The 25,751-nt window shown below is 66.0% G+C and carries 27 protein-coding genes; 7 read left to right on the forward strand and 20 right to left on the reverse strand.

What is annotated here, in order from left to right; genetic code table 11:
• The first annotated feature begins 120 nt into the window (after positions 1 to 120).
• A complete protein-coding gene (locus M3465_RS12770) occupies positions 121 to 789 on the forward strand; it encodes a response regulator transcription factor (protein ID WP_249502149.1) in 669 nt (222 codons plus the stop codon).
• Positions 786 to 2,135: a sensor histidine kinase gene (locus tag M3465_RS12775; protein ID WP_249502150.1), complete on the forward strand. Its 1,350-nt coding sequence runs from the start codon at positions 786 to 788 to the stop codon at positions 2,133 to 2,135. Before M3465_RS12770 ends, M3465_RS12775 begins: the two co-directional genes overlap by 4 nt.
• On the opposite strand, the gene nagA is transcribed toward M3465_RS12775, so the two are convergent.
• The 8 genes from nagA to M3465_RS12815 are packed head-to-tail and all read right to left on the reverse strand — an operon-like array spanning position 2,132 to position 9,194.
• Positions 2,132 to 3,280 (reverse strand): N-acetylglucosamine-6-phosphate deacetylase, encoded by a 1,149-nt coding sequence (gene nagA, locus M3465_RS12780; protein WP_249502151.1) that lies wholly within the window; start codon positions 3,278 to 3,280, stop codon positions 2,132 to 2,134. The genes M3465_RS12775 and nagA overlap by 4 nt on opposite strands.
• Positions 3,267 to 4,049, reverse strand: coding sequence for a glucosamine-6-phosphate deaminase (nagB, locus tag M3465_RS12785; protein WP_249502152.1), 783 nt, complete (start codon positions 4,047 to 4,049; stop codon positions 3,267 to 3,269). Before nagB ends, nagA begins: the two co-directional genes overlap by 14 nt.
• Positions 4,046 to 4,954, reverse strand: a complete 909-nt coding sequence (locus M3465_RS12790) for an ROK family protein (protein ID WP_249502153.1) — start codon at positions 4,952 to 4,954, stop codon at positions 4,046 to 4,048. Before M3465_RS12790 ends, nagB begins: the two co-directional genes overlap by 4 nt.
• Positions 4,951 to 5,640 (reverse strand): N-acetylmannosamine-6-phosphate 2-epimerase, encoded by a 690-nt coding sequence (locus tag M3465_RS12795; protein ID WP_249502154.1) that lies wholly within the window; start codon positions 5,638 to 5,640, stop codon positions 4,951 to 4,953. Before M3465_RS12795 ends, M3465_RS12790 begins: the two co-directional genes overlap by 4 nt.
• Positions 5,641 to 5,642: 2 nt before the next feature.
• The gene (locus M3465_RS12800) at positions 5,643 to 6,917 is read right to left on the reverse strand and encodes a TRAP transporter large permease (protein WP_249502155.1); all 1,275 of its coding nucleotides are present in this window, start codon (positions 6,915 to 6,917) and stop codon (positions 5,643 to 5,645) included.
• Positions 6,914 to 7,393: a TRAP transporter small permease gene (locus M3465_RS12805; RefSeq protein ID WP_249502156.1), complete on the reverse strand. Its 480-nt coding sequence runs from the start codon at positions 7,391 to 7,393 to the stop codon at positions 6,914 to 6,916. Before M3465_RS12805 ends, M3465_RS12800 begins: the two co-directional genes overlap by 4 nt.
• A 60-nt stretch (positions 7,394 to 7,453) precedes the next feature.
• On the reverse strand, positions 7,454 to 8,416 hold the full coding sequence (locus M3465_RS12810) for a sialic acid TRAP transporter substrate-binding protein SiaP (protein WP_249502157.1): 963 nt from the start codon (positions 8,414 to 8,416) through the stop codon (positions 7,454 to 7,456).
• 49 nt (positions 8,417 to 8,465) lie between these two features.
• Positions 8,466 to 9,194 carry a FadR/GntR family transcriptional regulator gene (locus M3465_RS12815; RefSeq protein ID WP_249502158.1) on the reverse strand — a complete coding sequence of 243 codons (729 nt, stop codon included), beginning with the start codon at positions 9,192 to 9,194 and terminating at the stop codon, positions 8,466 to 8,468.
• A 147-nt stretch (positions 9,195 to 9,341) separates the two neighbouring features.
• Between M3465_RS12815 and M3465_RS12820 the strand changes: the two genes are divergently transcribed.
• Together M3465_RS12820 and mgtE are read left to right on the forward strand one after the other, a co-directional pair.
• On the forward strand, positions 9,342 to 10,244 hold the full coding sequence (locus tag M3465_RS12820) for a dihydrodipicolinate synthase family protein (protein ID WP_249502159.1): 903 nt from the start codon (positions 9,342 to 9,344) through the stop codon (positions 10,242 to 10,244).
• Positions 10,245 to 10,351: 107 nt separating this feature from the next.
• On the forward strand, positions 10,352 to 11,671 hold the full coding sequence (gene mgtE / locus M3465_RS12825) for a magnesium transporter (protein ID WP_249502160.1): 1,320 nt from the start codon (positions 10,352 to 10,354) through the stop codon (positions 11,669 to 11,671).
• Between the two features lie 6 nt (positions 11,672 to 11,677).
• Here the strand turns inward: mgtE and M3465_RS12830 are convergent, their stop codons facing one another.
• The 7 genes from M3465_RS12830 to xdhA form a co-directional block, all read right to left on the reverse strand.
• Positions 11,678 to 11,857, reverse strand: coding sequence for a hypothetical protein (locus M3465_RS12830; protein ID WP_249502161.1), 180 nt, complete (start codon positions 11,855 to 11,857; stop codon positions 11,678 to 11,680).
• A gap of 76 nt (positions 11,858 to 11,933) precedes the next feature.
• Positions 11,934 to 12,248 (reverse strand): DUF1127 domain-containing protein, encoded by a 315-nt coding sequence (locus tag M3465_RS12835; RefSeq protein WP_249502162.1) that lies wholly within the window; start codon positions 12,246 to 12,248, stop codon positions 11,934 to 11,936.
• A gap of 330 nt (positions 12,249 to 12,578) precedes the next feature.
• Positions 12,579 to 13,877, reverse strand: a complete 1,299-nt coding sequence (gene guaD, locus M3465_RS12840; protein WP_249502163.1) for a guanine deaminase — start codon at positions 13,875 to 13,877, stop codon at positions 12,579 to 12,581.
• A gap of 46 nt (positions 13,878 to 13,923) precedes the next feature.
• Positions 13,924 to 15,528 (reverse strand): xanthine/uracil/vitamin C permease, encoded by a 1,605-nt coding sequence (locus tag M3465_RS12845; RefSeq protein ID WP_249502164.1) that lies wholly within the window; start codon positions 15,526 to 15,528, stop codon positions 13,924 to 13,926.
• A 74-nt stretch (positions 15,529 to 15,602) separates the two neighbouring features.
• Positions 15,603 to 16,421, reverse strand: a complete 819-nt coding sequence (xdhC, locus tag M3465_RS12850; RefSeq protein ID WP_249502165.1) for a xanthine dehydrogenase accessory protein XdhC — start codon at positions 16,419 to 16,421, stop codon at positions 15,603 to 15,605.
• A 4-nt stretch (positions 16,422 to 16,425) separates the two neighbouring features.
• Positions 16,426 to 18,825, reverse strand: coding sequence for a xanthine dehydrogenase molybdopterin binding subunit (xdhB, locus tag M3465_RS12855; RefSeq protein WP_249502166.1), 2,400 nt, complete (start codon positions 18,823 to 18,825; stop codon positions 16,426 to 16,428).
• 14 nt (positions 18,826 to 18,839) lie between these two features.
• Complete coding sequence (gene xdhA / locus M3465_RS12860; RefSeq protein WP_249502167.1) at positions 18,840 to 20,297, reverse strand: xanthine dehydrogenase small subunit; 1,458 nt, start codon at positions 20,295 to 20,297, stop codon at positions 18,840 to 18,842.
• Positions 20,298 to 20,419: 122 nt separating this feature from the next.
• Between xdhA and M3465_RS12865 the strand changes: the two genes are divergently transcribed.
• The 3 genes from M3465_RS12865 (at position 20,420) to M3465_RS12875 (ending at position 22,265) form a co-directional block, all read left to right on the forward strand.
• Positions 20,420 to 21,343, forward strand: a complete 924-nt coding sequence (locus M3465_RS12865; RefSeq protein ID WP_249502168.1) for a LysR family transcriptional regulator — start codon at positions 20,420 to 20,422, stop codon at positions 21,341 to 21,343.
• 277 nt (positions 21,344 to 21,620) lie between these two features.
• Positions 21,621 to 22,061: a nucleoside diphosphate kinase regulator gene (gene rnk / locus M3465_RS12870; protein ID WP_502846118.1), complete on the forward strand. Its 441-nt coding sequence runs from the start codon at positions 21,621 to 21,623 to the stop codon at positions 22,059 to 22,061.
• A 3-nt stretch (positions 22,062 to 22,064) separates the two neighbouring features.
• Positions 22,065 to 22,265 carry a hypothetical protein gene (locus M3465_RS12875; RefSeq protein WP_249502169.1) on the forward strand — a complete coding sequence of 67 codons (201 nt, stop codon included), beginning with the start codon at positions 22,065 to 22,067 and terminating at the stop codon, positions 22,263 to 22,265.
• A gap of 6 nt (positions 22,266 to 22,271) precedes the next feature.
• On the opposite strand, the gene M3465_RS12880 is transcribed toward M3465_RS12875, so the two are convergent.
• The 5 genes from M3465_RS12880 to M3465_RS12900 all read right to left on the reverse strand — a co-directional run bounded on the left by M3465_RS12880 (position 22,272) and on the right by M3465_RS12900 (position 25,629).
• Entirely contained in the window at positions 22,272 to 22,673 is a 402-nt protein-coding gene (locus M3465_RS12880; protein WP_249502170.1) for a type II toxin-antitoxin system VapC family toxin, read from the reverse strand.
• The gene (locus tag M3465_RS12885) at positions 22,673 to 22,915 is read right to left on the reverse strand and encodes a type II toxin-antitoxin system Phd/YefM family antitoxin (RefSeq protein ID WP_249502171.1); all 243 of its coding nucleotides are present in this window, start codon (positions 22,913 to 22,915) and stop codon (positions 22,673 to 22,675) included. Before M3465_RS12885 ends, M3465_RS12880 begins: the two co-directional genes overlap by 1 nt.
• 81 nt (positions 22,916 to 22,996) lie before the next feature.
• Entirely contained in the window at positions 22,997 to 23,146 is a 150-nt protein-coding gene (locus M3465_RS12890; RefSeq protein ID WP_249502172.1) for a DUF2474 family protein, read from the reverse strand.
• Positions 23,146 to 24,177, reverse strand: a complete 1,032-nt coding sequence (cydB, locus tag M3465_RS12895; RefSeq protein WP_249502173.1) for a cytochrome d ubiquinol oxidase subunit II — start codon at positions 24,175 to 24,177, stop codon at positions 23,146 to 23,148. The genes M3465_RS12890 and cydB overlap by 1 nt, the downstream gene beginning before the upstream one ends.
• A gap of 3 nt (positions 24,178 to 24,180) precedes the next feature.
• Complete coding sequence (locus tag M3465_RS12900) at positions 24,181 to 25,629, reverse strand: cytochrome ubiquinol oxidase subunit I (RefSeq protein ID WP_249502174.1); 1,449 nt, start codon at positions 25,627 to 25,629, stop codon at positions 24,181 to 24,183.
• Positions 25,630 to 25,751: the final 122 nt, after the last annotated feature.

Below are 25,751 nucleotides of genomic sequence, written 5' to 3' on the forward strand. Positions count from 1 at the left end.
CGGGCACCGACCCGCCGGAATTTTCGATTCTGTCAAAAGGGATCGAATCCCTCCTCCAACGCGGGGCAGTCTGCCGTGCCAACCTTGCGCGAAACTTGCGCAACATGAGAAAGAGCGTCCATGCGCATCGCGGTGATCGAAGACAACAGCGAACTGGCGGACGGGATCGCCTACCGTCTGCGCGACCGGGGACATTCCGTCGATATCCTGCACGACGGGCTGGAGGCCGCCGATTTCCTGTCGCGCGAAGGGGCCGATCTTGTCGTGCTCGACATCAACCTGCCGGGGCAGAGCGGGCTCGATGTGCTGCGCTCACTGCGCGGCCGGGGAGATGGCGTGCCGGTGATCCTGCTCACCGCGCGCTCCGATACGCAGGACAGGGTGGCCGGGCTCGATGCGGGGGCGGACGACTACCTCGTCAAACCCTTCGAGATGGACGAGCTCGAAGCGCGGCTGAGGGCGCTGGCCCGTCGGCGCGATCTGGTCTTCGTCGCGCGCGAGCCGCTGGGCCGCCTTGTCTTCGACAGGGGCAGCCGGCAGGTGATGGACGGCGAAAGCGCGCTCGATCTGCCCCGGCGCGAGGTCGCGCTGCTGGAATGTCTGATCGAACGCCGCGGCCGGATCGTGTCGAAACCCGCGCTGACCGCGCATGTCTACGGCACCGGCGCCGACGTTGAGGAAAGCGCGATAGAGCCGCATGTCTCGCGGCTGCGCCGGCGGCTCGATGGCTACGGCGTGCGGATCAAGACCGCGCGGGGGCTCGGCTACATGCTGGAATCGCAGGAATGACCGCCACGTCGCTACGGCTCCGGCTCTTCGCGCTGATCCTCACTCCGCTGCTTGCCGTCGCGCTGCTGCTGGGGTTCTGGCGCTACTCCGTCGCACAGCAAACCGCCGAAGCGCTCTTCGACCGCGGCCTCCTGGCCGCCGCGCTCGCGATCTCGCGCGATGTGGCCGGCTCGGGCGGCGATGCGCTGTCACCGAAAACCCGTGCGCTTGTCTCGGATGCGGGGGGCGGCGAAGTGTTCTACCATGTCGCCGCGCCCGATGGCATCTATGTCACCGGCTATGCCTACCCGCCCGCCTTCCGCCCGACCGCTGGGCTGGGCGAGCCGGAATACCGCATCGCCGAATATCGCGGCGAGCCGGTGCGCGTGCTGCGGCTGGCCGAAACCGCGACCATCGGCAATCTGACCGGCGAGTCGGTCGTCACCGTCTGGCAGCGAGTCGCCGACCGCAGCGGCTTTGCCGCCGATCTGGCATGGCGCGCCTTCGCGCTGATCGGGGCCTTGATGCTGACGCTGGCGCTGGTGGTGTGGTTCGGCGTCAAGCGCGGCCTGCGCCCGCTGAGCGATCTGCAGGACGCGATCGAGCGGCGCACGCCCGACGATCTCAGCCGCATCCGCCGCCCCGTTCCCGTCGAGGTGTCCGGGATCGTCGCCACGCTCAACCGGCTCTTCGGGCAGGTCGAGCAGAGCATCCAATCGCATCAGGCCTTCATCTCCGACGCGGCGCACCAGTTGCGCAACCCGGCATCGGCCTTGCTATCACTGGCCGAAAGCCTGCCCGGCACGCATGATCCCGCAGAGCGCCAGCGCCGCGAGCGCGCGTTGATCGGGGCAGCGCGCAAATCGGCACGTCTGGCGAACCAGCTTCTGTCGATGGAACGGCTGCGTTACGGCGACACGATCCCGAAAACCGCGTTCGACGCGGTCGATATGGCCAAGGAGGTGTGCCACGACCTTGCGCCGCAGGCGATGGAGGCGGGCATCGAGTTCTCCTTCGTCGCGCCCCCGGACCGGCTCGATGTGCGCGGAAACCGCACCCTGCTTGCCGAGGCGCTCGGAAATCTTGTCGACAACGCCATCCGACATGGCGGCGCGAGGCTGGGCCGGATCGACGTTTCGATCGCCGAAGCCGGACGGGATGTCGTGCTCACCGTCACGGATGACGGCAAGGGCATCCCCGCCGATCAGGTCGATCTCGCGCTCGGCCGGTTCAGCCAGCTACAGCCGGGGGAGGGCAGCGGGCTTGGCCTTGCCTTCGCCGATCAGGTCGCGCGGCGGCATGGCGGCGCGGTCATCATCGAGGCGACCGGCCCCGGCGCCTCGGTCAGCCTGCGCATGCGGCGCTAGAGTTCCTGCCGCCCGTCGACGATCACGCCGGCGACACCCAGATCGCCGGTCAGGCAGGTGAAGCTGGCGCGCGCCCCTTCGGAGATGGTGCCGACGCTGCGCTCCAGCCCCAGCGCGCGGGCGGGATTGCCGCTCGCCATGGCAATGATCCTTTCGAGCGGCACACCTGTATGATCGTGCATGTTGCGGACACATTCGATCATGCTGACATGCGCCCCGGCCAGGGTGCCCGCCGCATTGGTCAGGCGGCCCCCGCTTTGCGTGATTACCTCGCCGTGCAGCTCGAACTGCGTCAGATTCCCGGCCAATGTCAGCATCGCATCGGTCACGAGGCAAAGCCGATCCGGCATGAGCCGCGCCGCGACGGCGATATTGCGCCAATCGACATGGTGCCCGTCCGCGATGATACCGGCGAAAAGCGTCTCGGACGCGAACGCCGCGCCGACAACGCCGGGCGCGCGGCCAGTCATCTGGGACATCGCGTTGAACAGATGCGTGACACCAACAAGCCCCTCGGCCTCTGCCTGCGCGATCTGGTCCGCTGTCGCTTCGGTGTGCCCGGCAAAGACGCGCAGACCGGCCTGCGTCAGCCGTTTGAGCATACCGGCGGGCAACGCTTCGGGCGCGAGGGTGAGCAGCACCGTGCCGACATCCGCCGCCGTGAGCCGGTCCAGATCGCTTTCGTCCATCTGCCGGATCGCAACGGGATCGTGGATGCCGGGCCGCAGATGCGACAGGAACGGGCCTTCGAGATGAAGACCGAGAATCCCCGGAACGCCCTCTTCGACGGCGCTGTGCACCGCATCCAGCGCGCGGGCGTAATCGGTTCCCGCCGCTGTGATGAAGGTCGGCAGGATATAGGCCGTCCCGCCCTCGCGTGAACCGTGGGCGATCCGCCGCAGCGCCGCCGCGCTGGGATCGAAGTTGAACTGCGTGTCGGCGGCACCGTTGATCTGCATGTCGATGAAGCCGGGCGCGAGGATATCGACCTCGGGGGCGTCGTCCCTTGCGCTGGCTGGCCGGATTTCGGTGATCCGTCCGCCATCGAAATGGACGATCCGATCCCTGAGCGCCGGCCCCCCTGTCCCGTCGAACAGGTCGCGCGCGAAAATGCGGCCGCTGCGGCCCTGGTCAGTCGAAGACACTGTCTTGCCCCCTCGGATGCACGGTTTCGTAGTAATCCCTCAACGTCAGCTCCGCCGCCGCCTCTTCGTCGAGCACGACCGTCGCCCGCGCGTGAAGCTGCAGCGCGGAGGCCGGGCAAACCGCGCTCACCGGCCCTTCGACCATCTGGCGCACGGCCCGCGCCTTGGCGGCGCCCGTCGCGATCAGCAGGCATTTGCGCGATTCCAGGATCGTCGCGACGCCCGTGGTGATCGCATATTGCGGAGTGTCCTCGAAAGACGCGAAATACCGCTGGTTGGCGCGGCGCGTGCTTTGCGTCAGCGTCTTGATCCGCGTCCGCGAGCCGAGGCTGGCGGTCGGTTCGTTGAAGCCGATATGCCCGTTCTGCCCGATCCCGAGAAGCTGCAGATCGATCCCGCCGGCGTCTGCGATCAGCGCCTCATAGGCCTCCGATGCCGCCTGCGGATCGGGCGCATCGCCCTTGGGCAAATGCGCGCGCGCGCGGTCGATATCGACATGGGAAAAGAACGCCTTTTCCATGTAGTGATGATACGAACAGGGATGATCCGGCGCGAGGCCGATATATTCGTCGAGATTGAAGCTGGTCACGCCGGCAAAGGACAGACCCTCCTCGCGGTGCCGGCGCGCCAGTTCCTCATAAAGCGGCAGCATCGTGCCGCCGGTCGCCAGCCCCAGAACGGCCTTCGGTTGCGCCGCCACCGTTCGCGCGACGATATCGGCGGCGCGCAGGATCGCCGCGCCTTCATCCGGCAGGATCAAGACTTTCATGCGTGTTTCCTTCCAGTCTCGGCGGCAAGCGCACCGATCAGCGGCGCGTCATGCGCCAGTTCAGCCGCCAAGACGCGCGGGCGGAACGGTTCGGGCTCTTGCGCAAGCGCGCTGCGCACGCGGTCCAGATAGCCCGGCGCAAGCCCGATGCTGCCGCCAAGCGCGACCGTGTCGAGCCCGAGAATGGCCCCCAGATCGGCGATCAGGCAGGCGATGGCCTCGGCCGAGTGGCCGATGATCTCCTCCGCCCAGCCCGCCCCGTCCGCTGCGGCGGCAAAGACGGCACGCGCATCGCAGCCCTCATTGCCCGCAGCGGCGGCGGCGGCGGCAATCGCCCGCCCGCCGGCCACGCTCTCGACCGTGCCGCGCCGCCCGCTGCCGCAAGGCCCGCGCCCGAGCGGGCTGGAGGCGAAACCGACATGCCCGGCCAACCCGTTCGCGCTGGTGACAAGCCGCTTGCCCAGCACCAGCCCGCCGCCGACACCGGTGGAGACGGTGATATAGGCGAATGCCTCGCTGTCGCGCCCCGCGCCGAACAGCCCCTCGCCAAGCGCGGCGGCGGCGGCATCGTTTACGCAACTCGCGCCGCCGAACGCCGTTTCGGCAGCTGCGCCCAGATCGAAATCGCGGATCGCGGAGAAGGTGCCGTGATTGACGGCGTGCCACTTGCCTGCCGCGTCGATCCGCCCGGCAACGGCAATCCCCAGCGGTGCGCCGCGCGCATGGCCGAGCCCGGTCAGCAACTCGCGCATCGCGGCAAGCTGCGCCTCCGGCCCGGCGCTGCCATCGGTCGGCATCTGACGGCGGCCCACGACCTCGCCCCGCTCGATCCGCGCGGCGGCGATCTTCGTGCCGCCAAGATCGGCGGCGAACCCCGTCAGGTCTTGCTTGTGCAGCGCGGTCATGCCCCGCGCTCCTTCGCCTCGGCAATGCTTTGCGCGAACCAGCCCGTCATGATCTCCAGCCGGGTGAGCGCCGTTCCGACCGTCACCGCATCCGCTCCGGCGCCAAGCGCGCGCGCCGCCAGATCGGGCGTGTTCACCCGCCCTTCAGCCATGACGAACCCGCCAAGCGCGCGGAATCCCGCGATCAACTCGTAATCGACGCCGTCGCCCCGGCCCTCGGTTTCGGCGGTATAGCCCGACAGCGTCGTGCCGAGGATCGCCGCCCCTTCGGCCTGCGCCCGGCTTCCATCGGCCAGCGTCGCGCAATCGGCCATCGCCAGCGCACCGGCCTCGCGGATCGCCCGCACGAGCGCCGCGCTGGTTTCGGGGCGCGCGCGGTCCGTCGCGTCATAGGCGATGACATCCGCGCCCGCCTCGGCCAGCGCGGCGACATCTTCAAGATAAGGCGTGATCCGCACCGGGCTGCGTTCAAGATCGCGCTTCACGATGCCGATGATCGGCACATCGACATGCGGGCGCACGGCGCGCAGGTTTTCCACCCCCTCGATCCGTATCGCATGCGCCCCGCCGGCCGCGGCGGCCTGCGCCATCGCGGCGACGATCTCGGGGCGGTCCATCGGGCCGTCATCGACGGGCTGGCACGACACGACGAGCCCGCCGCGCAAAAGGGTCAAGGCATCCATCATCGTCACTCCATCAGGCTCGGCAAGCCGGTCACGAGGATCGGGAAGGCACAGATCAGGATGAGCACCACGAAGGGCGGGATCAGCCAGGGCAGGATCGCCTTGGCGAGCCGCTGGTAGGGAATTTCTCCCACCTGCGCGACAACGAACAGCGCCATGCCCATCGGCGGGGTGAGAATCGAGATCATCAGGTTCAGAACCGTGATGATGCCGAAATGCACCGGGTCGATGCCGAAGCCCATCGCCACCGGCACGAGGATCGGCACCACGACGAGCAGGATCACCAGCGCCTCGATGAAGCAGCCGAGAAAGAAGATCATCACATTGACCGCGATCAGGAAGGTGATCGGGCTGTCGGCGATGGACAGGAAGAAGGTGGCGATCTGCTGCGGCGCCTGTTCGCGCGCCATGATGAAGCTGAGAAGCGCAACGCCCGCCACGATGGTCGCGATGGAGGCGGAGGTCACTGTTGTCTCGTAGATCGAATCCCAGAGCTTGCGCCATGTCAGTTCGCGGTAGAACACCAGATCGATGAGGATCGCGTAAAGCACCGTGATCGCCGCCGCCTCGGTCGGGGAGAAGAGCCCCGAGAAGATGCCGCCGACGATGACGACCGGAGTTAGGAGCGCCGGCAGCGATTTGACGAAGAGCGTTCCGATCTCGCCCGCGCTGCTGCGCGTGTCGGTCGGATAGCCGCGCTTGCGGGCGATGAACCAGACCATGCTCATGAGTGCGATGGCGCAAAGAACGCCGGGCACGATCCCGCCCAGGAACAGCTTGCCGATGGAGACATTGGCGATCACGCCATACAGCACCATCGTGATCGACGGCGGCACAAGCGGGCCGATCATCGACGACGCGGCGGTCACCGCTCCGGCGAAATCGTCGTCATAGCCGGCCTTGCGCATCGCCTCGATCTCCATTTTGCCGAGACCCCCCGCATCGGCGAGCGCCGAGCCGGACATGCCCGAGAAAAAGAGCGAGGCCAGCACGTTCACATGCCCCAGCCCGCCGGTGATATGCCCGACAAGCGAACGGGCGAAACCGAAGAGATGGTTCGTGATCCCGGCCGAATTGAGCACCCCGGCGGCGAGGATGAAAAGCGGCACGGCGAGCAGGGGAAAGCTGTTGAGCCCATCCACCATCCGCTGCGCGGCAAAGCTGATGCCCATGCCGGTATAATAGAAATACCCCATCGACACGAAGATCATCGCGATACCGATGGGAACGCCGATCAGGACGAAGATCAGCCACAGGATCCCGACAGCGGCAAGCGTCATAGCGTCGGCTCCCGTTTGACCGTCACTTCTCGGCGCGAGATGAGGCGGCGCACGATCCGGTGCAGGATCAGCACGAACCCGACCAGCGCGGAGGCATAGAGCACCGCATCAACGGTCGGCAGCGTGACGGTGATGTTGTTCGATGTACGCAGAACCGTCTTGTAGCTGATCCAGATCAGGTGGCCGACGATCCAGAGGAACACCAGATCGATCAGCGTATAAAGCACCAGCCGGACCTTGCCCGGCATCAGATCGGCCAGGAAGGCCATCTTGAGCTGCCCGTCCTTCCGCTCGACCTCGGCAATCGCCACGAAGGCCATCCAGACCCAGATCCAGCGCGCGGCTTCCTCCGTCCAGACCGGGCCGCGAAAGAGCGGCGTGCGACCAAAGACCTGGATCAGCACTATGCCGATCAACGCGATGAAGAGGATCGAGGCGACGATCCCTTCGACACTGTATTTACCTTGCGGTTTCATCGGGGATCGCCTCCTGATCCGAGCGGGACAGGCGGGCGCGAACGCCCGCCCTGGGGTGGCTTACTCGCCGCGCACGCGGGCGATGGCGCCTTCGCCGAACTCCGCTTCCAGCGTGTCGTAGTAGGGCTGCATCGCCTCGCGGAACGGTGCAAGATCGGGGCGCGTGATGGTCAGCCCGCGCTCCTCGAAAGTCGCGATCAGATCCTGCTCGGCCTGCTCGGTGCGTTCGTTGTTGACGGTGCCGCCGGCGGCGACTGCCTCATCGATCCAGCCCTTTTCCTCATCGCTCAGGCTGTCCCAGAGATCGTCCGAGATCTGCACGGCGGCGGAAGCGACGAAATGGTTGGTCATCGCGACATGGCTCTGCACTTCGTAGAACTTCATCGCGTCGATGGTCGGCAGCGGGTTCTCCTGCGCATCGACCTGGTTGGTCTGCAGCGCAAGATACACCTCGGCGAAAGCCACCGGCGCGGGCGTCGCGCCGACATTCTCGGCATAGGCGATCAGGAAAGGCACGTTCGGAGTGCGCAGGCGCAGGCCTTCCATGTCCTCGATGCTTTCGATGGCGCGGTTCGCGGTGGTCTGGCGCGTGCCGTAATACCAGACGTCGAGCAGATGCACGCCCTGCTCCTCGAACTTGGCAGCCATCTCCTGACCCCAATCGCCGGCGATGATCTGCTGAAGGTGATCGAAATCATCGGCCACATAGGGCGCGCCGATCAGGTTCAGCTCGGGGATGATGTAGCTCATGTCGGGATAGCCGGTGATGACCATGTCCAGCTCGCCGGCCTGAAGCTGCGCGACCATCGCCTTGAAATCGCCGAGGGTGGAGGACGGAAACAGGTTAACCGTCAATTCGCCGCCCGATACGTCTTCGAGCGTCTGGGCGAATTCCTGCGCGCCGGCAAAGACGTTGCTCGCCTCGTTGTCCTGCATCCCGAGCGTCAGCTCCCGCTCGGCCATCACCGGCGCGGCCAGCGCGAGCGTTGCCGCCCCCGCGAGAAGTGTTGTCTTGAATGTCATCGGTTCCTCCTTGGTTGTCGATGAATGGCCGGTTCGGCCCTTTGCCGTGTCACTCCGCGCCCGGCGAAAGCTCCGGTGCCTGAAGCCGCGCGCGATAGGAGCGGATCAGGTGTCGATCCATCACGTCCGTCGCGGCCAGAACGTCGCCATCGAGGATCGCCTGGTAGATCTGCCGGTGCTCGTCATAGGCGATCCGGTCATAGCGCAGCGCGTCATCCGTTGCCGGGCGGTGCGCGATCATGGTGCTGACGAACATATCGTGCAGCGTCAGGATCACCGGGTTGCCGACGACCGAAACCAGCGCGCGGTGAAAGGCGATATCGGTGCGGGCGAACTCCGCCTCGCCGATGGCGCGGAAATTGTCTTCCAGCGCGGTTTGCAGTTTGGCCAGCTGCGCGTTGTCGGCCCGCTTGGCCGCCTCGCGCGCCGCGCCGGTTTCGATGAATTGCCGCATCTGTTCGAGATGCGCGCCGCTTTCGGCATCGCCCAGAATCTCGCGGATATGATCGCCCGTTCCCTTCAGGACGCTGGCGATGGACGGCAATGACGCGCGCGGCCGCCTGCCCGCGCCTGCGGTCGCATAGCCCCGCATCTGCAACTGGGCCAGCGCTTCGCGCACCGTCGGGCGGGATGCGGAAAAGCGTTCGCAAAGGTCGCGCTCGGTCGGAAGGGGCGTCTCGGGCGGGAAGCCGCCCTCGCGGATATCGGCGATCAGCGCCTCCGCAATCACGTCCGGCGTGCGCTTCTGGGCGGTTTCCGCAATGCCAGTCTGTGCCATCGGCCCATCCTCCTGCAATTTTGGTATTACCAAAAAAATTTCTTGTCAAACGAAATTCCCCGGCTGTATTTGTGGGACCGAAAAACAAGCGCGTTTTGTCAGGCCAAACTCCGACACCGCGCCGGGATCGACAAAGGGAAGACCGCGATGACCAAGACACTGACCGGGATGTATGCCGCGCTGATGACCGGGCTTGCGGATAACGGCGGCTTCGATGAGACGCGCCAGCGCGGGCTGACCGACTATGTTCTCAAACAGGATCTCGCCGGGCTCTATGTCGGCGGCAGCAGCGGTGAGGCCGGGCTGCTCAATGTCGAGGAGCTTCTGGCGCAGCAGGCCATCGTCGCCGATTGCGCCAAGGGGCGCGGCACCACGCTCATCGCGCATGTCGGCGCGCCCAACCTGCGCGATTCGATCCGCCTTGCCGAACGCGCCCGCGATCTGGGCTATCACGCCCTGTCGGCGCTGCCGCCCCATTCCTACCCGTTCAGCGATGCGGAAATCGAAACCTACTACCGCGATCTCGCTGCGGCGACGGAGCTGCCGCTCATCGTCTACGAAGTGCCGATCCGCACCGGACGGCCCATTCCGCTCCCGTCGCTCGAACGGATCCTGAATTTCCCCAATGTTTCGGGGATCAAGTTCACCTCGACCGACATGTTCAAGTTCTCCATGCTGCGCCGCCGCTGCCCGGAGGCGACCTATTTCTTCGGCTTCGACGAGATCTACACCACCGGCGCGGTGCTTGGCGCGGATGGCGGGATCGGCACCACCTACAACATTCTGGGCAAGCTCTATGTCGCGCTCCATGCGGCGATGCGGCAGGGCGATCTTCCGCGCGCGCAGGAATTGCAGGAGGCCTCGCAAATCTTCGTCGAGGCGCTTCTGGACACCGGCGTTCTTCCCGGCATGAAAGCGGCGCTGCGCCTTCGCGGCATCGAATGCGGCCCCACCCGCGCGCCGATGGCGCTGCGCATGTCCGAAAACGACGCCGAGGCGCAGATGCGCGCGGTGCTGGAGCGGCCCGAGATCGCGCCCTGGCTGATCTGACGCGCCCGCGCGTCGGCTTGGCTGGAATGTCTCGACAAACCGCGTGCAATTCGGTCTCTTGCACGGTGCACATGATGTTGCGCGGATGAGGTCTCTGAGAGGTTCCCATGTCCGATCCCGCCCCCAACCCGCACGATCCCGGTGCCGCGCGGCGATTTGCTGAAACCGGCCGTCCGGTCGATGTGGCGGTCTGGCTGTCGCGCCTTGCACCCGAGGACGCGCTGCCCTTCATTCTGCCGCTCGCACCGGCCCGTCAGGCCAGGATTTTCGGTCATCTGCCGCTCGATATGCAGAGCGCTCTGGCCCGCGCGCTTCCCGGCGCGGTGCTGGCCGGGATCGTCACCCGGATGGATGCCGATGACCGCGCCGATCTCTTCGGCGCGCTGCCGCCGGAGGACCAGAACGGCCTGATCGGCGATTTGCCTGCCGAGGACCGCGAGGATATCCGCCGTCTTGCCGCGCATCCCGGCGAAAGCGCCGGGGCGATCATGACCTCCGATTACGCGGTCCTGAACGCCGAAATCTCCGCGGCCGAGGCGATCGACGCCCTGCGCGAACAAGCGCCCGGGGCGGAGACGATCTACCGCTCCTATGTCGTCGATGCGCATCACCGGCTGACCGGCTCCGTCCGGCTGCACGCGCTGATCCTGGCGGAGGCGGATACCCCAATCGCCGCGCTGATGGAGGAGGCGCCCGTTTCCGTTTCGGTTCACACCGATCAGGAGGACGTCGCCAAGCTGATCGCGCGATACGATCTGCTGGCGATCCCGGTGGTCGACGATGGCGGGCGGCTGGTGGGTATCGTCACCCATGACGACGCCGCCGATGTGATGCAGCAGGAGGCGACCGAGGATTTCCAGAAGATCTCGCATGTCCTGCCCTTCAAGCAGACGATGCGGGACGCCGGGATCGGGATGCTCTATTCGCGCCGCGTCGTCTGGCTGGCGCTGCTCATCGTCGGGAACCTCTTTTCCGGCGCGGGGATCGCCCATTTCGAGGATGTGATCCTCGCCTATGTCTCGCTCGTGTTCTTCCTGCCGCTTCTGATCGACAGCAGCGGCAACGCCGGCTCGCAATCGGCCACGCTGATGGTGCGCGCATTGGCGACAGGGGATGTGGAGATGTCGGATTGGGGGCGGCTGCTCGTGCGGGAGTTGGTCGTCGCCGCCGCTCTGGGCGCGACCATGGCGGCGGTCGTTGTGCCGCTCGGCGCGTGGCGTGGCGGCTGGGATGTCGCCATGACCGTCGGGCTGACGATGTTCGTCGTCGTTCTCATCGGCTCGGTCGTGGGCATGTCCCTGCCGTTCCTGCTCAGCCGGTTGAAGCTCGATCCGGCGACGGCCAGCGGCCCGCTGGTCACGACGATCTCGGACGCGACGGGCGTCTTGATCTATTTCACCATCGCGTCCGCCCTGCTGGACCTCTGACCGCCGTCAGGCCGCTGGCCGCAAGTCCTCATCGTCATTGCCGGCCGCATCGTCGGCGCGAAAAGGCTCCGGCTCCTGCGGCGCGGCGTTCATGGCGGCACGCGGCTGCTCCGGTTCGTCCTCCGGTATGTCAGGCTTGAAGATGTGGGGGAAAAGCTCTTCGAAATCGGCCTTGCAGATCATCATGGGTCCATCTCCTTCGGATCGTTCGCTACGCAAGATCGGCCGCCGCGCGGGATGAGCCCCGCGCGGCGGCGTGGCGCTATGCGGCGCGGCGGTAAAGATCGTCCATCGTTCCCGCCGCCTTCGGCGCCCGCGCGACCGGCACCATGCGCAACTCGCGATCGTCGAGGCTGTCGACGACACGGGGAATGTCGCTGCGCGAGATGCCGATATCGCGCAGGAGGCGGTCGTCCATTGCGGCGAAGGCTGCGATCATGCGCTGCCTCTGCCAGCGGCGGAACGCGCGGCCCAGCCAGCGGCGCAGGGTGCCCGCCTTGCGGGGCTGCTCATGGCGGGGCAACGCGTGGGCCGGCGAAGCGGAAAGGTAATCGTGATGGGAGAGGAAAGGATGCATGTCATACTCCATGAAGATACTGAAGCCATGACGACCGCGCCCGCGCTGCGCCGCCCGGAATGCAAGGATGCGCATCGCAGGCGGCACGGCGCATGGGCCGTCGTCTGTTCGTGATCGTGTGAGATCAGGAAGAACCCCGAGGCGTGAGGCGGCACGCAACGGCCTGCCCCGCCCGGGGCTACCGGCGGTTCAGTAGATTTCCCGCGAAGCGCAGGAACCTCTTATGAAGGCTGAACATCGTCATGCCCTTGATATGGCCGTTTGCCGCGCGGCTTTCAATGGGCTGCCCCGGCTTCGGTGCGCGCTCGGCGCGAAAGCGCCGATGGCGGCTCAACCATCGGCCTTTTGCGCCCGCCCGGCGATATAGGTCTGCACGACCGCACGGTCATCGCCCATCATCTGCAACGCGAAAAGCTCCTCGGCCAGCGTTTCCGCGCGCTCCATGCGCAGGGCCATCGCAGGTGTCGCCCGGCTGTCGAGAACGACGATATCCGCCTCCGTTCCAGCCGCAAGCGTGCCGATCCTGTCCGCCATGCCCAGCATTTCGGCATTGCCTCGCGTGATCCAGTGAAAGGCGCGCAGCGTGTGCAGCGTCTGATTCTGCAATTGCAGGATCTTGTAGCCTTCGTTCAGCGTCTGGAGCATCGAGAAACTGGTGCCTGCCCCGACATCCGTGGCGATCCCGCTATGGATCTTGCTCGCGCGCAGCCCGGCATCGTCGAAAAGCCCGCTGCCCAGAAAGAGGTTCGACGTCGGGCAGAAGACCGGATGCGCGCCGGTGGCGGCAATCGCGTCGATCTCGCGCGGCCTGAGGTGGATCGCATGGCCCAGAAGCGTGCGCGGCCCCAGCAGGCCGCGGGCTTCATAGACGTCGAGATAATCGCGGGCATCGGGGTAAAGTTCGGCGGTATAGGCGATCTCGTCATGGTTTTCGGACAGATGCGTCTGCACGAAACAACCCGGATGCTCGCCCACAAGCGCGCCCGCGATCTCAAGCTGCTCGGGCGTCGACGTGATGGCGAAGCGCGGGGTGATCGCGTAGGAGAGCCGCCCCGTCCCGTGCCATTCGGCGATGAGCGCCTTGCTGTCGTCATAGGCCGATTGCGGCGTGTCGAGCACCGCTTCCGGCGCGTTCCGGTCCATCATCGTCTTGCCGGCGATCATGCGCATGTCGCGGCTCTGCGCTTCGGCGAAAAGCGCCTCGGCAGAGGCGCGATGAGAAGAGCAGAAGGCAACCGCCGTGGTCGTGCCATGCGCCGCCAGCATGTCGCAGAAGCGCCGGGCCATCGCGCGCGCGTGCTGCGCATCGGCGAAATCGGCTTCGGCCGGGAAGGTATAGCCGTTGAGCCAATCGAGAAGCTGGCTGCCCCAGCTCGCCATGATCTGAAGCTGCGGGAAATGGATATGCGCATCGATGAACCCAGCCATCAGCAGATGCGGCCGGTGATCCACGATCTGCGCGTCCTGCGCGCGTTCCTGCACCTCGGCGAAAGCCCCGGAAGCGGCGATCCGCCCGCCCTCGATCAGCAGCGCACCGTCCTCGATGTAATCGAACGCGCCCGTGTCGTCAGGCGCCTCCGGCTCGCGGTGGAAGGTCAGGATACGTCCGCGCAGAAGGGTCTGTGTCATTCTCGGCTCTTTTCGGCAAGGAAAGGCGGGGCGCCGCGGTGATCGCTCAGGCCCGGTCGAAGGCGGGTGTGTCGTCATCGATCATGTCCGGCTCGTCCGGCACGATGATGCGATGCTTCAGGTCTTCCTCGGGCGCGATCATCGGATAGAAGATCATGAACGCGCCGGTGATGAGATAGCCAATGGTGATCCCGTCAAGCTGCGGCGCCTGAAGCGTGAAGCTGTGGATGATCCCGACCGAGGACATCGCCGCCGCGCCGAGCGCGAAGAACCCCGCCACGCGGAAACGCCCGTCGATCACATCGGCCACGATGGCGCCCCAGACCAGCCCGGTGATGATGGCTCCTTGGCTCAGCGCCAGATGCCCCTCGTAATGTGCGCCCTCCATCAGCAGCGCGGAGGTGAGATCGGCATTGCCGAGATCGGGCAGCCCCTCGACACCCACGCTGCGCAGCGCGTTCATCATCGAGCCCCATTTCGTCATCAGGAAGGCCGAGATATGCGGCAGGATGGCGAAGGCAACGGCGGCCATATGCGCCGGTTTCACCGCATAGCCGGTATTGGTGATCAGGCTGACCGCCACGAAAACCAGAACCGGCGCTGCCGCCGCGATCGGGATGAGACCGGCGAGGAAGGACAGGAACCCCATGAACGCCGCCGCCCCGATGACGAGCGCGACCGCGATGATATAGCCCGCATGACCGTTCAGCCGCTTGTATGCCGGATGCCCGATATAGACCGTCGTCGGAAACGGCGATCCGAAGAGCGCGCCCAGCATCGTGCCCGCCCCGTCCGTGACCTGGCACAGACCGACCGGATAGCTGTCGCCCGCCGCCTCGGCCGATTCCACGTTGTTCATCGTTTCGATGAAATTGTAGATTTGCACCGGGATCAGCACGAGGAACAGCTCGGGATTGGCGAAGAGATACTGGATACCGGCGATCATGTCGCCCAGATACGGGACCGGCGGATAGAACCCGATGCCGTCGGTGGTGAAGGACGATTTACCAAGGAAAATCGCGATGATCGTGCCGGCGGCGATGGCCACCAGCCCCGCAGGCACGTTGCCCGGCAGCCGGAAGCGCCCGATCAGCCCCCAGAGGATGAACAGCAGCGAGGTGAAACCGATGATCGGGTTTTCGAAGATCTCGGCCAGCGGCACGGCGCCGATGAAGACGAGCGCGATCCCGCAAAGCGTGCCGAGCATCCCTGCGCGCGGGGTGATGCGCTTGAGGAACGGGCCGACCACCGCGCCGAGCGCCGCGACGATCCCGCCCATGAAGCCCGCGCCGATGCCGACCTGCCAGGCCAGAAGCGGATCGTCGGTTGCCCAGTAGATCGGACCGATCACGCCGAAGAGATAGACGAACATCACCGGCGTCGAGATCCCGTAAGGCAGCGCGGTCACATCGCGGCCCAGCCGCTCCGCCGCGCGCTTGGCCAGCAGCGTGTAGACCGCAACGCCCGCGATGATCGCAATCGCGGCACCCGGCACGATCCGCCCGAAGACGATCTCCGCCGGCATCTGGAAGACGAACTGGCAGACCCCCGACAGGATCAGCAGGTTGACGAGGTTATCGGTGAAAAGCGCCCAGAAGGCGCTGGAATCGCCCCTGCTGAACAGGTTGTAGCGATAGGTTGTGTCAGGCATGTCTGTCCCTCCCGTTTTTGTTCTATCGGGTTTGGCGCCGCCCTCCTCCGGCGGCGCGTTTCAGCGATCCGCCGCTATCCGGCGGGCTGTTTGGCTCCGTTCTCGTGCCGCGTCAGCGCGGTCATCACTTCGGATGCAACGAAGGCGGCGATCACTTCGGGGCGCTTGTCGGCGCTGCCGGTCGCGCCGATCGGGCAGACCAGCCGCGACAGGCTCCCGGCGCAACCCTGCGCCTTGAAATAGCTGTTGAACCGCGCGCGTTTCGTGGCCGATCCGATCAGCCCGACATAGGCCGCGTCGGGCCGCGCCAGCGCCTCGGCAGTAAGCAGGTAATCCAGCGCGTGATCATGCGTCAGGACGATGAAGGCCGATCCCGGCGGCGCGGCGCGTATCTCCGCCTCCGGCAGCGGCGTCAGGATTTTGCGCACATCCGCCTCGCACAGCGCCAGTTCTTCGGCGCGGCTGTCCAGCAGCATCGCCTGCACCGGAAGCAGCGCGAAGAACCCCGCCAATGCGCGCCCGACATGGCCCGCCCCGCAGATATAGACCGAGGGGCGCGCCGCCCGTTCCGCCGCCTGGCGCGCAATGGCCTCCTGCCGCGCGGCGCGGCTCAACCGATCGAAGGCCAGTTCGACACGCCCGCCGCAGCATTGGCCGATATCGGGGCCGAGCGCGACATCCTCGCGCGCCTTAGCCTCACCGTTGCGCAGCATCGCGCGCGCCCGGTCGATCGCCATATATTCGAGCTGCCCGCCGCCTATGGTGCCGAACACCGCGTCCGGCGCCACATAGAGCACCGCATCGGTGTTGCGCGGGGTGGAGCCGCGCACCGACACGATCCGCACCCGCACCACATCGGGCGCAGCGTCCAGGAAGCGTTCGAACCGCTCCACCGGCTCAATCCTCGCCGCGCAGCCGCTGCACGGCCATGAGCACACGCTCCGGCGTCGCCGGCGCATCGAGACGCGGACATATGCGGTAATCGGCGACGCTGGCCACGGCATGACTCAGCGCTTCGAAGACTGAAATGCCGAGCATGAAAGGCGGCTCGCCCACCGCCTTGGAGCGTTTGATCGTCTTCTCGCGGTTCTCGGACCAACTGGCCAGTTCGACGTTGAAAACGCGTGGCCGGTCGGAGGCGAGCGGGATCTTGTAGGTCGAGGGCGCATGGGTGCGCAGCTGGCCTTTTTCGTCCCACCACAGTTCCTCGGTGGTCAGCCAGCCCATCCCCTGGATGAACGCGCCTTCCACCTGCCCGCGGTCAATGGCCGGGTTCAGCGAACGGCCGACATCGTGCAGAATATCCGTGCGCTCCACCCGGTATTCGCCCGTCAGCGTATCGACAGACACTTCCGAACAGGCCGCGCCATAGGCGTAATAGTAGAAGGGCCGCCCCTTCCCGGTCGCGCGATCCCAGTGGATCTTGGGCGTCTTGTAGAACCCCGCCGCCGACAGATGCACCCGCGCCATATAGGCCTCGCGGATGAAATCGGCGAAGGGGATTGTCTCCGTTCCGATCTCGATGGCATTGGGCACGAACCGCACCTTGGACGGTTCCGTCTGCCAACGCTCGGCGGCGAATTCGATCAGCCGCTCCTTGATCTGAAGCGCCGCGTCCTGCGCCGCCATCCCGTTGAGATCCGAACCGGACGAGGCCGCGGTGGCCGAGGTGTTCGGCACTTTCTCGGTCGTCGTCTTCGTGATCTTGATCTTGCCGACATCGACCTGAAGCTCGTCCGCCACCACCTGCGCGACCTTGGTGTTGAGCCCCTGCCCCATCTCGGTACCGCCGTGGTTCAGATGGATGGAGCCGTCCGAGTAGATATGCAGCAGCGCGCCGGCCTGGTTATACCAGGTCGCGGTGAAGGAGATGCCGAATTTCACCGGCGTCAGCGCGATCCCCTTGCGGATGATCCCGCCTTTCGCGTTCCAATCAAGAATGGCCTGCCGGCGCGCGCGGTATTCCGCACCGGCCTCCAGTTCCTCGACAACGCGGCCCACGATATTGTCCTCGACCGTCTGGTGATAGGGCGTGACATTGCGATCTTCGGTGCCGTAGAAATTGCGCTTGCGCACATCGAGCGTGTCGAGCCCGAGGGTATAGGCGATCTCCTCGATCATCCGCTCCGCCGCGATCACGCCTTGCGGGCCGCCGAAGCCGCGAAAGGCGGTGTTCGACACGGTGTTCGTCTTCATCGGATGCGAGTTGAGCAGCACATCGGGGTAGAAATACGCGTTGTCGGCATGAAACAGCGCCCGATCCGTCACCGGGCCGGACAGATCCGAGGAAAACCCGCAGCGTGCGGCGAAATCGCCCGAAACGGCAAGGATACGGCCCTCATCGTCAAAGCCGACCTCGTAATCGATCACGAAATCATGCCGCTTGCCCGTCGCGGTCATGTCGTCGTCGCGGTCGGGGCGGATCTTGACCGGGCGGTTCCATTTCTTCGCGGCCACCGCAGCGACCGCGCAGAAAAGGTTCATCTGCGTTTCCTTGCCGCCGAACCCCCCGCCCATGCGCCGCACGTTCACCGTGACGGCGTTTGACGGCACGCCCAGCACATGGGCCACCATATGCTGCGCCTCGCTCGGGTGCTGGGTCGAGGAATGGACGATCACATCCTCATCCTCGCCCGGAATGGCAAAGGCGATATGCCCTTCGAGGTAAAGGTGATCCTGCCCGCCGACCTTCATCCGGCTCTTGATGCGATGCGGCGCCCGCTCCATCGCGGCTTTCGCATCCCCGCGCCTCAGCGTCAGGGGCGGTGTGACGTAACCCATATCGGCGGCGCGCGCCGCATCGGGATCGAGCGCGTGGGGCAGGTCCTCGTAGGTGATATCCGCCAGCTTGGCGGCCCGCCGCGCGGCATCGCGCGTCTCGGCGATCACGGCAAAGATCGGCTGGCCCCAGAACTCCACCTTGTCTTCGGCAAAGATCGGCTCGTCATCGCGCCCGGTGGGCGAGACATCGTTGACGCCCGGAATATCGCGCACGGTCAGCACGCCAAGCACGCCCGGCGCCGCCTCCACCGCCGAAAGATCGATGTTGCTCAGCCGTGCATGGGCGCGCGTGGAAAGGCCCAGATAGGCATGAACGGTGCCCGCCGGTTCGGGAATATCGTCGCAATATTCCGCCCGCCCGGTCACGTGCTTGACGGCGCTGTCATGTTTCAAATCGACATGAACGGCACCCTCGATCCGGCCTCTGCCCTGCTCCGCGCGGGCAAGCTCCTGCGTGACGGGCGGATCGCGGCGCTTGTCGGTCTCAAGCGGAGCATCGACGGTTTGATCTGTCATCTGGTATCCTCCCTTCACGCGCTCAGCCGCACGGGCGCATCGCCCTGCTGCGCTTCGAGCCAGAAACGCCGGAACAGGTTTTGCGACACGCGCATCCGGTATTCGGCGGACGCACGCCAATCGGTGAGCGGTTTGAAATCCTCCGGCAGCTTGCCCGCCGCCGCCTGCAACGCCTCTTCGCTCCAGCGCTGGCCGACAAGCGCGGCTTCCGCCGCCGCCGCGCGTTTCGGAGTTGCCGCCATGCCGCCAAAGGCGATCCGCGCCGCGGTGATTGCCTCGCCCTCCAGCGTGACGGCAAAACCGGCGGCGACGGAGGAAATATCTTCGTCCCGGCGCTTGGAAATCTTGTAGGCTGCGTGGCGCGTTTCGGCGCGGGGCAGCGGGATGCGGATCGTCTCGACGAACTCGCCTTCGGCACGGTCCTGCTTGCCGTAATCGATGAAGAACTCCTCCACCGGCAGCGTCCGTCGCGCATCGCCCTTGCGCAGCACGATCTCGGCCCCGAGCGCGATCAGCACCGGCGGCGTATCCCCGATGGGCGAGCCATTGGCGACATTGCCGCCGATCGTGCCCATCGCCCGGATCTGCCAACCCGCGATGCGGTTCCAGTAGTCCGCCAGATGCGGGAAATGCTCGCACAGCACCTCTTGCGCGCCGCTATAGCTGACACCGGCGCCCATCTCGATGGCCTCGCCCGTCACCTCGATCCGGCGCAACCCGTCCAGATGACCGAGGAAGATCGCCGGGGAAATATCGCGCAGGAATTTCGTGACCCAGAGCCCCGCATCGGTGGCCCCCGCAACCAGCGTGGCCTTCGGATTGTCCGCATAAACCTGCGCCAGATCATCGACGGAGGCCGGCAGGATCGCCCGGCTGCCGCCTTTTTGCAGCTCCACCCGCGCGCCATCGGCCAGCGCCTTCAGACGGTCCGTGACACTCTCGCGCTCGGTGTTGAGCACATCCTCGGCCGGGCTTCCCAAGGCGGTCATCGCCTTCGCCGCGCGGATGATCGGCTCATAGCCGGTGCAACGGCAAAGGTTGCCCTGGATCGCGGTCTCGATCTCCGCCTCGGTGGGATCGGCATTCTCCATCCAGAGCGCATAAAGCGACATGACGAACCCCGGCGTGCAGAACCCGCATTGACTGCCGTGATGCTCGACCATCGCCTGTTGAACGGGGTGCAGCCGCCCGTCCGGGCCGGAGAGATATTCGACCGTCACGACATGACAGCCATCGAGCGTCGCCAGAAAGCGGATGCAGGCATTGACCGGTTCATAGCGCAGCACGCCATTCCTCAGCCGCCCGACCAGCACCGTGCACGCGCCGCAATCGCCTTCCGCGCAGCCTTCCTTGGTGCCGGTGAGCCGCCGGTCGATGCGCAGGAAATCGAGCACCGTATCGGTCGCCGACACGGCATCGAGCGTCACGTCCCTGCCATTCAGCAGAAAGCGGATATTGGTTCTGATCGTCATCGCATCCTCCCAAGCCAGATGGGCCATCCAGGCTGAACAGAGTATCACGCCGCGAAACTTATAGCGAAACAGGGGGGTTCGCGCATACTCTTTCAACGATTCGTAGATAATCGGAACCCGACATGCCCTATCTGGAAAGCCTGCGCGTCTTTGTCCGTGTTGTCGAGCTTGGCAGCATCACCGCTGGCGGGCGCGATCTGCGCCTGACCCCGGCCGTTGCCAGCAACCGTATCAAGGAACTCGAAAAACGGCTCGATGTGCGGCTCTTCAACCGAACCACCCGCAAGCTTTCACCGACCGAGGTCGGGCGCGCCTTCTACGATCACGCCCGCAAGGTCGTCCAGAGCCTGGAAGATGCCGAAGCGGCAGCCTCTTCCTTCTCCAGCCAGCCGCATGGCAGCGTGCATATCAGCGCGCCGCTCGGCGTGGGCAAGCGGGTGATCGCGCCGCTCATTCCCGAATTCGTCGATACCTATCCCGATGTGTCCGTCCGCCTGCGCCTGTCGGATCGCAAGGTCGATCTGTTGGAAGACAATCTCGATGTCGCGTTCTTTGTCGGGCGCCCGCCGGATTCGAACCTCAAGCTGCGCAAGATCATGGACACGCCCCGCCTGCTCTGCGCCGCGCCGGACTATCTGGAGCGTCACGGCACACCGCAGGTGCCGGCCGATCTGGCGCGGCACAACTGCCTGTTGCTGCGCTATCCGCGCTCGCCCGAATGGTATTGGACGCTGCGCACCGCCGAAGGCGCGCGGCGCGTCGATGTCTCGGGCAGCTACGACTCGGATGATGGCGATGTGCTGACCGGCTGGGCGCTCGCCGGGCGCGGTATCGTCAACAAGCCGCGCTTCGATGTCGCCGCCCATCTCGATGCCGGGCGGCTGGTCGAGATCCTGCCCGAAACCCCGCCCGAGCCGGCGATGTTCGGCTGTCTCTACCCGCATCGCCGCCTGCAGGACAGCAAGGTGCGCTTGCTGGTCGATTTCATGCTCAAACGCTGCCGGCAAAGCCTGTCCTCGCCTGCCCGGCGGCCGGAATCGGCCTGAGCGGGCGCGGGAGATGATCGGCGCGATTGACTTGCACCGCCGCAGTGCCTAGCTTCGATAGCATGTTGGTTCACGCGGATCATTATCGCTTTGTGCTGCTCACCCGCCGGGTTCCCCGGACGGTCGCGGCGCAGTGCGCCCAATAGACCGCCGGGGCTTTTCCAACCGCCCGACCTGATGCGCCGGATCTGCCGCGCTCTGTATCCCCTCACCAGACTTACCCTTTACCCCCCTGCCCGTCCGGCAGGCCTGCGGCCACAACAAGGAAGCGATCCGAATGATGACCCAGACGGCCACAACCCCGAAAAAGCGCAGCACGCGCCGCCCCAAGATCGTCATCAATGCAGACGATCTCGACCATATCGAGGCGCTGGCGAACGGCGCGATGGAGCGTCACCCCGAGCTTGCCGACCGCCTGCTCGACGAGATCGGCCGCGCGCGCATCGTGCCGGCAAAGAAGATCCCCGGCAATGTCGTGCAGATGGGCAGCACCGTCACCTACAAGGACGACGCCACGGGGCAGGAACGGACGGTCACGCTCGTCTATCCCGAGGAGGCGGATATCGCCCGCGGGCGGATTTCGCTGATGACACCGATCGGCGTCGCCCTGCTGGGTCTTGCCGAAGGGGCCGCCTTCTACTGGGACACGCGCGGCAACCAGCGCCGGACGCTGACCGTGACGGCGGTGGAAGCTCCGCCCGCAGACGGCGCGGCATGAGCCATGCGGCTCGATCCTGTTCGCAAGACCTGCGGCAACTGCAATGAAACCCTGCCCCGCGCCGCGCGGGGCCGCTGCCCGGTCTGTCTCGCGCCGATCTCGCAAGGCGCGGTTGCCCACGCGCTTTGCGCCGCGTGCAAGATGCCCGTTCCGCGTGCCCATGCGGGACAATGCCCGTCCTGCGCGGCACCGATCGTCGATTAGGCGGGCTCAGAACGGGTTTTCGATGGCAACGCCCGTGGGCGCGAAATCATCGACATTCCCGGTGACGACCGTGGCCGCGTGACGCAAGGCGCTTGCCGCGATCATCAGATCCGCGCCGTTATGCCCGATTCGCGCCGAAAGCGCGCCCCAGATCCGCGCATCCTCGGCCTCGAAAGGCAGTAGCCGGTCAGAGAAAAGCAGCACCGTGCGATCCAGCCAGGCGCGCAGGTCACGCGCGAACTCGGGGTTGCGCGGCTCCTGCCGTCGTATGCCGCGCTCGATCTCGCCGATGGTGATGACACTGAGGAAAAGCTCCCCTTCGGGCCGGGCGCGCAGCCAGGATGCAACCTGCGGAGCCCTGTCAGCGCGGCGCACGGCGGAAATCACGTTCGTGTCGAGCAGATACATCAGAACTGCACGTCGCGCGGCGCAGCCTCCGCCCGTTCGATATCGCCGCCCGGAAAGGCGAGCAGATGCTCGGCGAAACTCTCGCGCGTCTCCACCGCCCCGGCCAGAAGCCTGCGGTATTCCTCCGTCGACAGAACGACGACCGCAGGACGCCCCCGGCGCGTGACCTCCTGCGGCGTGCCCGCAAGCGCGGCGTCCACCACCGCGCTGAACCTGTTTTTCGCGTCCTGAACCGTCCACATATCGGCCTCCTGAACTGGCTAGATAGCTGTCTAGCTATATAGGAGCGGCCGGCCCCCTGTCAACGGCCTGCCGCCGCTGCCTCAGGCGATCCAGAGGCGAAGGATATAGGCCACAGCGCCGACCGCCGCCACGCCGCCGAGCCAGAGCAGGACGAACCAGCCAAGACGGCGCAGCAGGCTGCCGGGCGCAGGGCGGCGATCTGCGGGCCGGTTCGGGATGGGGCGCGGCATCAGTGATACCCGGCTTCGGGATCGACCTTGCCGCGGAACACCCAATAGGCATAGGCGGTATAGGCGAGGATGATCGGGATGAGGATACCCGCGCCCACCAGCATGAAGATCTGCGCGCGGCGCGGTGCGGCGGCCTCATAGATCGTTACCTCGGTCGGCACGATATAGGGGAACATCGACACGCCCAGCCCCACGAAACACAGCCCGAACATGCCGAGCGCGAGGATGAAGGGCCAGTAATCGTGCCGGTGAACATGCAACGCGCGGAACATCATCGCGGCGAGCGCGAGCACCGCGAGGCCCACAAGCACCGCAAGCCCGATCCGCCAGCCGCCGAACCAGCGGCTGTAATAGCCGTCCTGCAGGAACGGCGTCCACAGGCTGACGAGGCCGATGAAGGCGACGGTCGCGATGCCCAGCACCCATGCCCGGCGGCGCATCCGGTCTTGCAGATCGCCGGTGGTCTTCATCACCAGCCACGTCGCGCCGAGCAGCATGTAGCCGACCATCACCGCGACCCCGACGGTGAGCGAGAACGGCGTCAGCCAGTCCCACCAGCCGCCCGCATAGGCGCGCGCGGCCTTGTCGATCTCGATGCCCTGCAACAGCGCGCCAAGCGCGATCCCCTGGCTGAGCGCGGCCACACCCGACCCGCCGATGAAGGCGATGTCCCAGATCCAGCGGCGGCGCTCGGTGCGCCAACGGAACTCGAAGGCGACGCCGCGAAAGATCAGCGCCAGCAGCATGGCGATGATCGGCGCATAGATCGCCGGCAGGATCAGCGCATAGGCCAGCGGAAAGGCCGCGAAAAGGCCGCCGCCGCCCAGCACCAGCCATGTCTCGTTGCCGTCCCAGACGGGGGCGACCGAATTCATCATCACATCCCGGTCGCCGCGCTTGCGCTCTGCGGCAAACAGCATCCCCAGCCCGAGGTCGAACCCGTCGAGGATGACATAGACCAGCACCGCGAAGGCGATCAGGAACGCCCAGATGAAAGTCAGATCGAAGGAAAATCCGTCAACGAGCGGCATCTGTCATTCTCCCGGTTGCATGTCTTCGGGGCGGCGCGTCGCGTGCTCCGGTGCGGGGGTGATGCCCGCCGTCCGGATCGGCCCGTCGCTGACATCCTTGAGCCGCGGCTCGTCGAAGACCGGCGGGCGGTTCATCAGGCGCAGGATGTAATAGGTGCCGGCCCCGAAAACGGCGAAATAGATCACCACGAACGCCACCAGCGATGCGCCCACCGCCGGGGCGGCCAGCGGCGCGGCGCTGTCGGCCGTGCGCAGCATCCCATAGACAGTGTAGGGCTGGCGGCCCACCTCGGTCGTGACCCAGCCCGCCAGCACCGCGATCAACCCCGAAGGCGCCATGACAAGCGCCGCCCGGTGCAGCCACCGCGCCTCATGGAGCCGCCCCTTCCAACGCGCCCAGAGCGACCACAGCCCGATCCCCAACATCGCAAAGCCAAGCGCGACCATGATGCGGAAGGCCCAGAACACGATCCCCACGGGCGGCTGATCCTCGTCGGGCACGGTGTCGAGCCCGTCGAGCGGCGCATCGAGATCGTGCTTGAGGATCAGCGAGCTGAGTTTCGGTATCCCCACCGCGTAATCGAGCGTCTGCGTCTCGTCATTGGGCAGCCCGAAGAGATAAAGCGGCGCGCCATCGGGGTGGCTCTCGTAATGGCCTTCCATCGCCATCACCTTGACCGGCTGATGCTCCAGCGTGTTGAGCCCGTGCATGTCCCCGAGGAAGATCTGGACGGGCGCCACGATGGTCGCCATCCACATCGCCATCGAGAACATCGTCTTCGTCGCGGCGCTGGCCTCTTCCCCGCGCCGCCGGCGCCGCAGCAGGTGAAAGGCCGCAACGCCGCCGACGATGAAGGCCGTGGTCAGATAGGCCGCCGTCACCGTATGAACGAGCCGGTAGGGGAAGGACGGGTTGAAGACGATCTGCCAGAAATCCTCGGGCAGGAACTGGCCCGTCTCCGGGTCGATCGAAAAGCCCACCGGCGTCTGCATCCAGCTGTTGACCGACAGGATCCAGAAGGCCGAAAAGAACGTCCCGAAGGCGACCGCCGCACAGGCGATCATGTGCAGCGTCGGGCCGACCTTGTCGCGCCCGAAGAGCATGATGCCGAGAAACCCCGCTTCGAGGAAGAAGGCGCTCAGCACCTCATAGGCCATCGGCGCGCCGATCACCGGACCGGCCCTGTCCGAGAAGACCGACCAGTTGGTGCCGAACTGATACGACATCACGATCCCCGACACGACGCCCATCGCGAAGGCCAGTGCGAAGATTTTCACCCAGTAGCGGAACAGATCGAGATATTTGCGATCCTTGGTCCAGAGCCACAGCCCGTTGAGCACCGCCAGATAGCTTGCCAGCCCGATGGTGAAAGCCGGAAAGAGAAAGTGAAAGCTGACGGTGAACGCGAACTGGATGCGGGCAAGAAGAACAGCGTCGAAAGATCCAAGCATGGGTTGCCTTTCCGTTTATCGCCAGCGGCCGCGCCGCCTGCCGCGATGCGCTCGGCACCGCCGCACTCGGCCAGTCTCCGCGCCGGCGTCCTGTTTGCAGACAGATAACGACGACCGCCGGC

The sequence above is a fragment of the Marivita sp. GX14005 genome, from assembly GCF_023370775.1.
Lineage (GTDB): Bacteria > Pseudomonadota > Alphaproteobacteria > Rhodobacterales > Rhodobacteraceae > Marivita.

Coding starts and splice junctions, on each gene's coding strand:
- M3465_RS12770 (WP_249502149.1), top strand. CDS start 121: ATGCGCATCGCGGTGATCGAAGACAACAGCGAACTGGCGGACGGGATC.
- M3465_RS12775 (WP_249502150.1), top strand. CDS start 786: ATGACCGCCACGTCGCTACGGCTCCGGCTCTTCGCGCTGATCCTCACT.
- nagB (WP_249502152.1), bottom strand. CDS start 4,049: ATGAAAGTCTTGATCCTGCCGGATGAAGGCGCGGCGATCCTGCGCGCC.
- M3465_RS12790 (WP_249502153.1), bottom strand. CDS start 4,954: ATGACCGCGCTGCACAAGCAAGACCTGACGGGGTTCGCCGCCGATCTT.
- M3465_RS12795 (WP_249502154.1), bottom strand. CDS start 5,640: ATGATGGATGCCTTGACCCTTTTGCGCGGCGGGCTCGTCGTGTCGTGC.
- M3465_RS12800 (WP_249502155.1), bottom strand. CDS start 6,917: ATGACGCTTGCCGCTGTCGGGATCCTGTGGCTGATCTTCGTCCTGATC.
- M3465_RS12805 (WP_249502156.1), bottom strand. CDS start 7,393: ATGAAACCGCAAGGTAAATACAGTGTCGAAGGGATCGTCGCCTCGATC.
- M3465_RS12810 (WP_249502157.1), bottom strand. CDS start 8,416: ATGACATTCAAGACAACACTTCTCGCGGGGGCGGCAACGCTCGCGCTG.
- M3465_RS12815 (WP_249502158.1), bottom strand. CDS start 9,194: ATGGCACAGACTGGCATTGCGGAAACCGCCCAGAAGCGCACGCCGGAC.
- M3465_RS12820 (WP_249502159.1), top strand. CDS start 9,342: ATGACCAAGACACTGACCGGGATGTATGCCGCGCTGATGACCGGGCTT.
- mgtE (WP_249502160.1), top strand. CDS start 10,352: ATGTCCGATCCCGCCCCCAACCCGCACGATCCCGGTGCCGCGCGGCGA.
- M3465_RS12830 (WP_249502161.1), bottom strand. CDS start 11,857: ATGATGATCTGCAAGGCCGATTTCGAAGAGCTTTTCCCCCACATCTTC.
- M3465_RS12835 (WP_249502162.1), bottom strand. CDS start 12,248: ATGCATCCTTTCCTCTCCCATCACGATTACCTTTCCGCTTCGCCGGCC.
- guaD (WP_249502163.1), bottom strand. CDS start 13,877: ATGACACAGACCCTTCTGCGCGGACGTATCCTGACCTTCCACCGCGAG.
- M3465_RS12845 (WP_249502164.1), bottom strand. CDS start 15,528: ATGCCTGACACAACCTATCGCTACAACCTGTTCAGCAGGGGCGATTCC.
- xdhB (WP_249502166.1), bottom strand. CDS start 18,825: ATGACAGATCAAACCGTCGATGCTCCGCTTGAGACCGACAAGCGCCGC.
- xdhA (WP_249502167.1), bottom strand. CDS start 20,297: ATGACGATCAGAACCAATATCCGCTTTCTGCTGAATGGCAGGGACGTG.
- M3465_RS12865 (WP_249502168.1), top strand. CDS start 20,420: ATGCCCTATCTGGAAAGCCTGCGCGTCTTTGTCCGTGTTGTCGAGCTT.
- rnk (WP_502846118.1), top strand. CDS start 21,621: ATGATGACCCAGACGGCCACAACCCCGAAAAAGCGCAGCACGCGCCGC.
- M3465_RS12875 (WP_249502169.1), top strand. CDS start 22,065: ATGCGGCTCGATCCTGTTCGCAAGACCTGCGGCAACTGCAATGAAACC.
- M3465_RS12880 (WP_249502170.1), bottom strand. CDS start 22,673: ATGTATCTGCTCGACACGAACGTGATTTCCGCCGTGCGCCGCGCTGAC.
- M3465_RS12885 (WP_249502171.1), bottom strand. CDS start 22,915: ATGTGGACGGTTCAGGACGCGAAAAACAGGTTCAGCGCGGTGGTGGAC.
- M3465_RS12890 (WP_249502172.1), bottom strand. CDS start 23,146: ATGCCGCGCCCCATCCCGAACCGGCCCGCAGATCGCCGCCCTGCGCCC.
- cydB (WP_249502173.1), bottom strand. CDS start 24,177: ATGCCGCTCGTTGACGGATTTTCCTTCGATCTGACTTTCATCTGGGCG.
- M3465_RS12900 (WP_249502174.1), bottom strand. CDS start 25,629: ATGCTTGGATCTTTCGACGCTGTTCTTCTTGCCCGCATCCAGTTCGCG.